The organism is Vibrio sp. 10N.261.46.A3, from assembly GCF_041472995.1.
Classification (GTDB): Bacteria; Pseudomonadota; Gammaproteobacteria; order Enterobacterales; family Vibrionaceae; genus Vibrio; species Vibrio coralliirubri.
Window position 1 is genome coordinate 21,026 of the sequence record NZ_JBFRRH010000163.1, and the last position, 10,592, is coordinate 31,617.

Sequence of the window (10,592 nt, forward strand, 5' to 3'; positions counted from 1 at the left end):
CATGAAAGAAGCACTTGTTACGGTTCTAGGTTTACTCAGTGTGGTGGCAACCGCAATGTACGTCATGAAGGCAATCCCCGAAGAAACCGCGCAGGCATTGGAAGCCCAGTCTAGCCAGTATATTAATGTCACAACGATCGACATTACCGCAGGCCAACACCACTCCACCATTGAAGGTTATGGAGAGGTTATCCCAGAAGAAACTTTAACACTCACGAGTCAGGTATCGGGTGTGGTGCTTTGGAAAGAGAACTATTTCAAATTGGGCGAACAAGTATCTAAAGGCGATCTTCTACTTCGCATTGACGATTCAAGTTACAAAGTACTACTCGCTAACGCGAAAAAAGACCTTGCCAACGCACAGCTTGCGTTTCTTCAAGAACAACGCAAGCATCAACGTGCACAAAAAGAGTGGAAAGCCTCAGGTATGGCAGAAGCGCCAAGCCCTTTAGCTCTGCGAGAACCACAGTTTAAAGCAGCAAAGGCACAGTTAAATGCCACACAACAAGCCGTTGAAGACGCAAAACAGCAACTTGCCAAGACTAGTGTCCATGCCCCATTTGACGGCATTGTCAGCCAAAGCAGCGTCACCACAGGCAGTGTCGTAGAGTCTGGAACTTTATTAGGCCAAATCAAGTCAATTGAAACCGCTGAAGTGCATCTAGCGCTCACTGAAGATGATTGGCAACAACTCCCAACCAAGCTAAGCACACTGTCGGTAATCCTACAGTCCGAATCACATCCTAGAGAGCAATGGGTGGCACAAGCCAGCAGCCTTTCATTGCTCGTTGATCAATCAACACGCATGAGAAATCTCATACTAAAAATCAACGCCCCTCTTGAACAGCCAAAGCCTTTGCTGCTTGGGAGTTTTGTGCGAGTCACGATTCAAGGTAAAACCTATTCTAATAGCTTTATGGTGTCCTCCTCCTCCATCACTGCGGACGGCAATATTTGGTATGTCAAAGAAGGAGTACTTCATAAGCATAAGACTCAAACACTGTTTCGAGATGTCGATGCAATCGGCTTTGAACGAGACAACCTCGATAAACAAATCGATCTGGTTTTAAAGCCCTTGTCTAACTACGTGGCAGGGATGAACGTATTAGCACTCTCAGATAGCCCTCAAGATACTTTGCAGGGAAAACTTGCATCAAATAATAGTAACTCACTTGGTGTTATTGGAAATATGTCACTCCAAGAGGTGAATGATGGACAATAACCAAAAGGCTCAAGGTGTCATCGCTTGGTTTGTTCATAACCCTGTTGCCGCAAATCTATTAATGGTTCTGATCTTGGTGGCTGGTGGTTTTGCTGCTATCCAATCGCGGGTAGAGAGCTTTCCATCACTGCCTCCGACCAGTATTACGGTCAGTGTCGAATATCAGAGTGGTTCAGCCCGTTCAGCTGAAGAAAGTATTGCGATAAAGATTGAAGATGCAGTGCAAGGTGTGGATGGCATCAAACAGATAGCCAGCAGCTCTGATAGTGACGGCGTAACGGTCACCATAACTAAGTCGAGTGGCTATTCACTCGAAAAGCTACAGCAAGATGTAAAAAGTGAGGTTGATGCGATTGGTGACTTGCCAAGTGAAGCTAAAAAGCCAGTCATCACACGGCAAGCCGACCTTGAAGATGTGATATCTATTAACCTGTTTGGTGATGTACCTATCGATGCATTACAGAGTTATTTAGACGAATTGCGAAACAAACTTTTAGACTCGCCTTTAATACAGAAAGTTGACTATATTGGACGAAAGACTCAGCAGGTATCGATCGAAGTTGATGAGGCCAAGTTACAAGCTTTCAATCTCACTATGGACCACATCGTCAGCCAAATTCGGGCGGAATCGTTAACTCAAACCGCCGGTGAGCTTAAAGGTTCTCAGGGAACGTTAGTTCTCAAAACCGACCAACAGCACCGCAGTGCGACAGAGTTAGCTAGCTTGCCAATTAAGCGAACCGCCGGAGGACAAACCATACTATTGTCCGACGTTGCACACGTTGAACTAGGGTTTGATGACGACGGTAGCATTACTCGTTACAACGGCCAACCATCTGTGGGCTTAACGGTGAAAATGTACGGTCAATCAAACATAAACCTGCTTGCACAAGAAACCAGGTCAATTGTTGATGCTTACCAGTTAACACTGCCGAGCGGTATAAACCTCACACAATGGAATGATCAAAGTGAGCCTATTACGCATCGTTTGTCTTTGCTACTTAAAAACAGCGCTCAAGGTATTGCCCTCGTTGTTATTTTACTGGCTCTACTTTTAAACATACGCGTTGCTTTCTGGGTTGCCGTTGGCCTGCCCGTGACTTTTGCTGGTGCAATGGTACTTATGGGTGATTCTTTCTTTGGGCTCACCCTTAATGAATTAACCACCTTTGGTTTCATCATGGCACTCGGTATTGTGGTTGATGATGCAGTTGTCATCGGAGAGAGTATTTACGAGCAAAGAGAGAAACACGGAGCTTCTGTTGAATCAACCATCGCTGGCGCGCAAAAAGTGGCGACGCCGACTACATTTGGTGTGCTGACGACCATTGTCGCTTTTATGTCTCTCAGTTTAGTCGAAGGGGAACTCGGAAAGATCTTTGCACAATTTGCCATGGCCGCGACTTTCTGCCTGATTTTCTCTCTCATTGAGTCCAAATTAATTCTCCCCGCTCACCTTGCTCGAGTCAAAATGGAACCGGGTTCTGCACGTGGTATTCCCGCCGTATGGCATTATGTTCAGCAGCGTATTCTACGTGGTTTCAAGTACATCACTTGGCATATATATAAGCCCTGTTTGCAGCTGGTTTTACGTTATCGCTATGCTGTAATTTGTGGCTTTGTCTCCCTGTGTATTCTGATTAGCGGCTCTCTAATAACTGGTAAGCTTAAGTCCGTATTTTTTCCCGAGATTTCGAACAACTTCATCACCATAGAGCTCGCCTTCGAAGAGGATGCTGGCTACGGGTTAGTGCAACGTCAAACACTTAAAGTCGAACAAATGGCCGCTTCATTGAATGATTCACTGATGAGCCAATATGGGCTGTCTGTAGCACCGATCCAAAGTGTTTTGGTAGAAACCACCAATAGCAGTTCACAAATCATTGTTGGCCTATCGGGTAACGCTCAACGTCCCATTAGTGCAGGTGCTATCGCGAAAGAGTGGCAATCTGTGATTCCGTTACTTGAAGGAATCGACAGTGCCAATTTCCTAGCTGACATGATCAGCGACAAAGCAATCAGCATAGAATTAAGAAGCCAAAATGAAACAACAATAAGTAACGCGACTCACGAACTGACTGAACATCTCAGTCATGTACAAGGTGTACATGGGATAAAAAGCAGCCTCGCGAATACGCAAGCTCAAGTGGATATTAGCGTAAACGAGTCGGGGCTCGCGATGGGACTCACTACAGCAAACCTCCTACAACAGCTCAACATGGCCTATCAAGGTTATGAAATTCAGCAATATCAACAGGGTTCGCATGAAATAAAGGTCAAAATTCAATATCCACACTCAAAAAGGCAAACGCTGGATAACCTGAAATACGCTCAAGTTCGTTTAGGCAATGGCAAGTTGGTCCCACTCAATGCGGTGGCCAATATCTCCACTCGATATGTGTCGAAAAACATTGAACGAATCAACCGCAACAGAGTCAATGTGATAACAGCCGATGTTGATAAAACAATCGCCTCTCCGGAGGACATCATTAATAATCTCGACGGGCACCTGTTTAAAGAGTTACAGAAAAAGTATCGAGATCTCAACATTGTCCTTTCAGGGCAACAGCAAGAGCAAGAACAAATATCAAATTCACTTTATAGCGTATTTGCTATCGCTCTTATCGGCATCTACGCGTTGCTCGCGATACCACTCAACTCATATTTTCAGCCTCTGTTGATCATGTGCACGATTCCATTTGGTATTGTGGGAGCCTTGATGGGACATCTAATTCAAGGGATCCCCATTAGTGTACTTTCTCTATTTGGAATGCTTGCATTAACTGGGGTTGTCGTGAATGACAGTCTGCTGCTGATTTCCCGATTTAATACCAAGATAACAAGCGGTGACACAGTATACGAAGCGTTAATAGAATCAGGAACAGGACGTTTAAGAGCAATTGTTTTGACTTCTGCGACCACGTACTTTGGGTTAGTGCCATTATTATCAGAAACCTCGCCTCAAGCTCAGTTTTTGATACCAGCAGCTACATCGATGGGGTATGGGATATTATTCGCAACCGTTATTACACTTATCTTAGTGCCTGTTTTACTAATGGTTCAAGAAGACATCAAGCAGCTGTATCACAACATCATCACCCAACGCTCAGCTTCATTTATTGAGGTCAACAAGAATGAAATCTAATTTATCTATCAATGTGTTACTGGTTGAAGATGACAAGGAGCTCGCAGCTTCGGTTGCCGAGTTTCTCGAATTTGAAGATATCCAATGCGATCATGCCTATAACGGGTTGAGCGGGTTTACACTCGCCAAACAAAATCATTACGACGTCATCCTCCTCGATCTTATGTTACCTAAAATTGATGGCTTTACAGTCTGTGAAAGACTTCGAGATAACGGGGACGACACGCCTATTTTGATGCTAACAGCAAAAGATACACTGCAAGACAAAGAAGCGGGATTCAATGCAGGCACCGATGATTACTTGATCAAACCGTTCGCAATGAAAGAACTCGCTTTACGCATCAAAGCACTCTCCAAGCGCAGAAGTAGTCAGCCTAAAAAACTGATACAAGGAGACTTAACTTATGACCTTAAAAACCAAAAAGTCTCTAGGTCAGGCCAAACATTAGATCTAAACAGATTAAATTTAATATTGTTAGAGCTGCTTATGAGACGTAGTCCAAATGTAGTCAGCAAAAGAGAGATTGAGGAGTGCTTATGGCCAAATGATGCGCCAGAAAGTAACAACCTCAAAGTCCAGGTTTATCAACTAAGGCAAAAAATTGATAAGCCGTTTGAAACTAAGTTGATCGAAACCTTGGTTGGCCAAGGAATTAGAATAAAAGGGCAATCATGAGTATAAAAAAGAGCTTCCCGATTCGAAGCCATTTAACCTCTTTTTTCATGGGAATATCACTACTCACGGTCGTTTTGTTTGGTGAACTGTTAATCCGTCACTTCGAATATGGCTTAGAAGACTCCGTCAAAATGCGATTGGTCAGTGAATGGTTGAATTATAACGAAGCACGGACTTCAAACCCTGATGCTGAATTGCCAAATTCCTATGTAGTTTCATTTTATTATGACCAACTACCTGATGTTCAAATAGATGGTGTTAATATATTTCAAGGGATAACACTTACAGACAATGAGTTCACAGTCGTTTTTGTCGATGAAACAGTAACTAGCGACATCAAGAAAGAAGCGGTCGTAGGTATTTATCGCTTTACTCTCGATAGCGGCCAAGCGGTATACGGAATTGCGAAGTACGACTACCGATTGATTGGACAGACAATGGATATTTGGATTGATCACCGCTTTAGCTTGATTGTTTACATTGCGTGCGGGTACATATTTTTTATTGTCATAGCACTTTGGTTGTATAGCTATCGAGTCGGAAAAAAAACCGAAAAACTGGTCGAATGGTCGGAGAGTGTTTCAAACGATTTATTGGCTAACCCAGCTCCCAACTTCAAATTCAGTGAATATAACCGAGTCGCTCTTTATCTAGAAAAAGCACTGCGTAAAAACGCACAATTGGTAGAAAGAGAACAGCGTTTTCTATCTCATGCTAGCCACGAACTAAGGACACCTATTGCGATCATTAGAGCGAATATGGAAATATTGGAACGCGTCTCCCTACCCTCTGAATTACAACGCCCAATAGGCCGTATCGACCGAGCAAGTATCAACATGCAACAAATTACTGAAACCATGCTCTGGCTAGCCAGAAAGAGTGATACACCACCAAATCAGAGCCCAGTGTCAGTGGTCGATTTATTGAATAACTTAATAGAAGAGTTAGAATATTTAATTCAGGGGGAAGACATCGATATCATTCGTGACTACGCTCTCGCCCCCACAGCTCAACTTCCTGAAACACCGATTCGAATTGTAGTTGGTAACCTCATTCGTAATGCTTTCCAATACACACATAGCGGCACGATCTATATATCTTTTGAGCAAAATAGCATAGTAATCAAGAATATCAACACTCAAGTGCTAGATATACAATTTCAAGATAGCTTTGGCCTTGGGCAGGATTTAACTGAAAAAATATGTAAGAAGCTCGGGTGGCACCTCGAAGCCGAGAAAATAGAAGGAGGTTTACTGGCTAGACTCCACTTACCAGTCGTTCACAAATCGAATACCAACACGTAGCTTTGTATTATTCTTCACTATTAAGTTTGAAGCTAAGCCAATAGTTTTCATTCATCGTCACCTGAGTTTGAAGCTTCGTTATTCAAATGCAGTGACAGTTACGTTACAAAAAAGGGCTAGCAAACATGCTAGCCCTTTGAATAATCGAAAATCGGTTGTCAATAGCTTAGAAGTGGTAGCTCGCGCCAACGCCCATAAAGTATCCACTCGTATCATAGAACGCGATATTCGAATTATTATTAGAATACCCGGCTAGCGCGTTAAAGCCCCAGTTTTCCCACCCCATAAAGTCCATATATTCATAGCCGAGCGTTAAGCTATATTCATTATCTTCACGTGTTTTTTTAAAGACAGGGTTAGACGCATCATATGAGCTATAACTGTAATCCGCGTTCACCGAAAATGCATGGTCGTTAATTCTCTTAAGGTAAGTCAACGAGCCAGAATAGCGAGAGAAGGAAACCGCATCACCATCTGCAAGGTGTTTTTGATAAGAGAAAGAGGGCTCGATGAAAGAAGTTTCAGTAATTGGCATTCCCATAGAGAGACTTGCATAATAACCTTTAGCGTCACGCTGAAGTACGTTGGTTGGTACTCCTAGGTGAAAGCCTGACTTCTCATTTTTAATATCTTGCTTGTAGACAGCAAAATCGCCAGCTAGACCGATATCTAAGAAATTATCTAGCTGCAAACGGAAGGTATCGCCGGAAATATCGGTTTTGGTCCTTGCTGTATTGGCTATAAACGGGTCTTCCCATACTTCACCATTTGCAATAGTCGGAAGATAAGAGAACGACACACTCGATTCGTTGCCGTATTCCAATGTGTAACCAAATTCAAGTGCAAGAATGCCTTCGATGATATCGCCACGCGATGTACCCATAAACACCTGTTGGTCGTTATCGGCACCAAAGGTATAACGTAGCTGCCCTAATGGCACAACAAGTGCGCTCGATTCTGAATCTCCCTTACTATTCAAACTGCCTTTTTTAACAGAGTCTGAGTCATCTGTTTCACTACCAAATCCGACCAAAAGCCCAACTTCTCCTCCCCAACCTGGTTTATCAAGCTCAGCCAATACATTTGCACTAAACAAAATCCCTATAGGCAATAACATGCGGTAATTCATCGCAACCTCTCCTTATAAAAGTTGCTGATAGTTTGCTGATATGAAGGTAAATACGAGGTGAATAGAAGAGACCCTTTTGGCTTAAACATACAGCTTGGATATGCAACAGTAACAGTTCAGTATAAAGCGGTTGGTCCTGAGTCTCGAAAACGAGGGGGAGTACTGCTAAACGAAGAGATTAGAAAAAATAGAATAGTTAGGAGGTAAAGGTTGATGCTCAACTTGACGCATCAACCATGAACAAGCCGCAAGTTAAGCTTGGTTTTTTGAAGCTTCTGGATCGACGTTCTCTTTATCAACCTGCTCTTGATCGACAATCGGCAGCACCTGTTTTACATAGTTGCCTGGTGCTTTGCCTATCACAGGATTAAGCTCTGAACCTTGATTGAAAGGTTCGATTTTTTCGTCAGTTTCAAAACCTTGTAACCACTGATTCCAATGTGTCCACCAAGACCCCTCATTATGAGTCGCATTAGTTAGCCACTCGTCCGCCGAGTCGTCTAGGTTATCATTCAGCCAGAATCCGTACTTGTTCTTGTCTGGATGGTTAACAATACCCGCAATATGACCAGACTCGCCCAGCACGAACGTCTTGTTGCCACCGGTATTCAAGGCACCACGGTAAGTCCCCTGCCACAAGGCAATATGATCTTCTTTGGCTGAAATGAAGTAGCTTGGTATTTTTATCTTATTGAGATCAATCCAAACACCGCCCACTTTCACGCCTTTGTCTTGAACCAGTTTGTTTTCAAGATAAAGCTCTCGCAGCAAGAAGTTATGACACTTGGCCGCCACGTTTGTGCTGTCACTGTTCCAGTACAGAAGATCAAACTCCATCGGGCTGCTGCCTTTGAGGTAGTTATCAATGTAGTAGTTCCAGTACAGACTGTTTTCACGAAGCAAACTGAACGTCACACTCAACGAGCGACCATCCATATAGCCCTTGCCATCGTTCTGCTTCTCAATCGCATTAATGATCGTTTCGTTGATATACGCACCCACCTCTCCCGGCTGCGAGAAATCCAACAAGGTGGTAAAGAACGTCGCTGTTTTAATACGTTTCTTCATGCGTTTTGCAGCGTAGTAAGCTACCGTCGAAGCCAACACCGTGCCGCCAATACAGTAACCCGCCGCATTGATTTGCTCTTTACCTGTGATGTCTTCAATCGCAGCAACGGCTTTAACCACGCCTTCCGTGACATAATCACCAAACTCAGTGTCTTTCTGCGCTTCACCTGGGTTGCGCCAAGACATCATGAATACGCTATGTCCTTGCTCAAGTAACCAGCGCACCATCGAGTTCTTCTCACGAAGGTCAAGAATGTAGTACTTATTGATGAACGGCGGAACGATCAACAAAGGCGTCGCGTTAACCTGCGGTGTCTTTGGATGATACTGAATCAGCTCAAACAGCTCGTTTTGAAAGACAACATCACCTTCAGTGTTCGCAACATCTACACCCAATCGGAAAGCGTTGTTGTTTGTCATGCGGATCTTGAGTATATCGGCGCTTGCTTCAACGTCTGCTTGTAACTGTTCTAACCCATCGAGAAGGTTTTCACCATTTCGCTCAAGCGTCAGTTTCATCAACTCTGGATTCGTTGCAATAAAGTTGCTTGGAGAAAGTGCATTGATTGCCTGACGAGAAAAGAACGCCACTCGCTCTTTGGTTTTTTCGTCAATACCTTCTATCGAGTTGATGGTGTCGATATAGCTTTTACTGAATAACAAATAGGATTGTTTGATAAAGCTGTAGAACGGGTCGTTTTTCCACGCTTCATCAATAAAGCGCTTATCGCTGCGGTCTTCTGAGATAACACTCTCGGTGTTGCCCATCAGCGCGGCATTCTGCCAGATCTTAAGTTGCTGTTCCCACCATTGAGATTGTAACTGAAGCAGAACGGCGGGTTGGTTGGCGGCTTGCTCGAAGATTTTTGATGCATCATCAAAGTTCAATTCTTGCATCGCTTGGTTTAGGGGAGATTGCGCGGCTTCCTTGTTTTGTTCAAAGCTTTCCCACCATTGCTGGTTCGTTTGTTGAAGTTTAACAAGGTAGTCCGAAAAGAAGTGTTGAAACATAACATGACTCCAATAATCGGAAAATCGCCACCGAGCCTCACAGTAAATACTGCGCTAACTCGATGGCGATTAAATTTATGCAGGTGTAACTGTTTTCAAGTTTTCAGTTGTTAGTGTTTCAACATCTTCTTTGAACTCTTTTGCAGCAGCTTGCATTTTTGAGCTATCACTCATCATCTGTTGAGACAATTGAGTTAGCGCTGCTAGTTGCTGGCTGTTGAACGCCGTTAGGCTAGTCACGTCTTTGATTTCAGTCACTGCTTTCATTTGCGCAAGACCCATGTTCGTGTAAGTCTGCATTGCATTCATTTGCAGTTCTGTCATCGTTTGGACGTTCTTTGCAACCAACTTGTTGAACTTTAAGTACGGTTCAAATTGCTTTTCAGTTTGGTCAGTAATTGTTTTGAAAATATCCGTGTACATAAGTAACTCCTGATGAATACATAGTTTAATAAATTTGTGTCACTATCGTTTCAGCCAACGCTCATCGATTAACTCACGATGCTTTGAAAAGCTGATCCGATATTTAAGCTTGCTACCGATATATCAGGCTCTAACCTTCAATACCTTTTAGCAAAACAGCGGTTCCCATTCCTCCACCCACACAGAGTGAAGCAACGCCATAAGTCGTTTTCTGTTCAAGCATTTCATGGATGAGTGAAACAATAATTCGATTACCTGACGCACCTAAAGGGTGGCCAAGTGCGATTGCACCACCATTCACATTGACCTTTGGCTTGAACTCATCAAGTGGTAAGTCATGCTGCTCTGACAACTGGTACATTACGCCAAGAGCTTGTGCTGCAAACGCTTCATTCAATTCAAACAAATCTACTTCTTCTAGAGTGAGATTCGCTTTATCAAGCGCTTTAGAAACCGCTTCTACTGGTCCTAGCCCCATAATCTTTGGGTCCAAACCTGACTGTGCGTAGCTGGTCAGTTCCACTAAAGGTGTTAAACCATATTTCGCTACCGCCGACTCAGACGCTAAGATGATTGCACTCGCGCCATCATTGATGCCCGAAGCGTTACCTGCC

7 protein-coding genes and 1 pseudogene are annotated in these 10,592 nt (G+C 43.6%); 4 read left to right on the top strand and 4 right to left on the bottom strand.

Translation table 11 applies throughout. The annotated features are described in order from the left end of the window. Window position 1 precedes the first annotated feature (1 nt). Genes AB4484_RS25890 through AB4484_RS25905 form a run of 4 tightly spaced genes read left to right on the top strand, consistent with a single transcriptional unit; the run spans window position 2 to window position 6,347 of the window. Window positions 2-1,222, top strand: coding sequence for an efflux RND transporter periplasmic adaptor subunit (locus AB4484_RS25890; RefSeq protein WP_372080963.1), 1,221 nt, complete (start codon window positions 2-4; stop codon window positions 1,220-1,222). After that, complete coding sequence (locus tag AB4484_RS25895) at window positions 1,212-4,367, top strand: efflux RND transporter permease subunit (RefSeq protein ID WP_372080969.1); 3,156 nt, start codon at window positions 1,212-1,214, stop codon at window positions 4,365-4,367. Before AB4484_RS25890 ends, AB4484_RS25895 begins: the two co-directional genes overlap by 11 nt. Then, window positions 4,357-5,043 carry a response regulator transcription factor gene (locus tag AB4484_RS25900; RefSeq protein ID WP_372080964.1) on the top strand — a complete coding sequence of 229 codons (687 nt, stop codon included), beginning with the start codon at window positions 4,357-4,359 and terminating at the stop codon, window positions 5,041-5,043. The genes AB4484_RS25895 and AB4484_RS25900 overlap by 11 nt, the downstream gene beginning before the upstream one ends. Continuing rightward, the gene (locus AB4484_RS25905) at window positions 5,040-6,347 is read left to right on the top strand and encodes a sensor histidine kinase (RefSeq protein WP_372080965.1); all 1,308 of its coding nucleotides are present in this window, start codon (window positions 5,040-5,042) and stop codon (window positions 6,345-6,347) included. The genes AB4484_RS25900 and AB4484_RS25905 overlap by 4 nt, the downstream gene beginning before the upstream one ends. Before the next feature lie 166 nt (window positions 6,348-6,513). Here AB4484_RS25905 and AB4484_RS25910 read toward each other — a convergent pair whose 3' ends face one another. The 4 genes and pseudogenes from AB4484_RS25910 to AB4484_RS25925 all read right to left on the bottom strand — a co-directional run. Continuing rightward, entirely contained in the window at window positions 6,514-7,476 is a 963-nt protein-coding gene (locus tag AB4484_RS25910) for a DUF2860 domain-containing protein (protein WP_372080966.1), read from the bottom strand. Between the two features lie 252 nt (window positions 7,477-7,728). Then, window positions 7,729-9,555, bottom strand: a complete 1,827-nt coding sequence (gene phaC, locus AB4484_RS25915; protein ID WP_372080967.1) for a class I poly(R)-hydroxyalkanoic acid synthase — start codon at window positions 9,553-9,555, stop codon at window positions 7,729-7,731. 75 nt (window positions 9,556-9,630) lie between these two features. Further along, entirely contained in the window at window positions 9,631-9,978 is a 348-nt protein-coding gene (locus AB4484_RS25920) for a phasin family protein (RefSeq protein WP_017062616.1), read from the bottom strand. Between the two features lie 130 nt (window positions 9,979-10,108). Further along, window positions 10,109-10,592: pseudogene (locus AB4484_RS25925) on the bottom strand (acetyl-CoA C-acyltransferase); the annotation flags it as partial.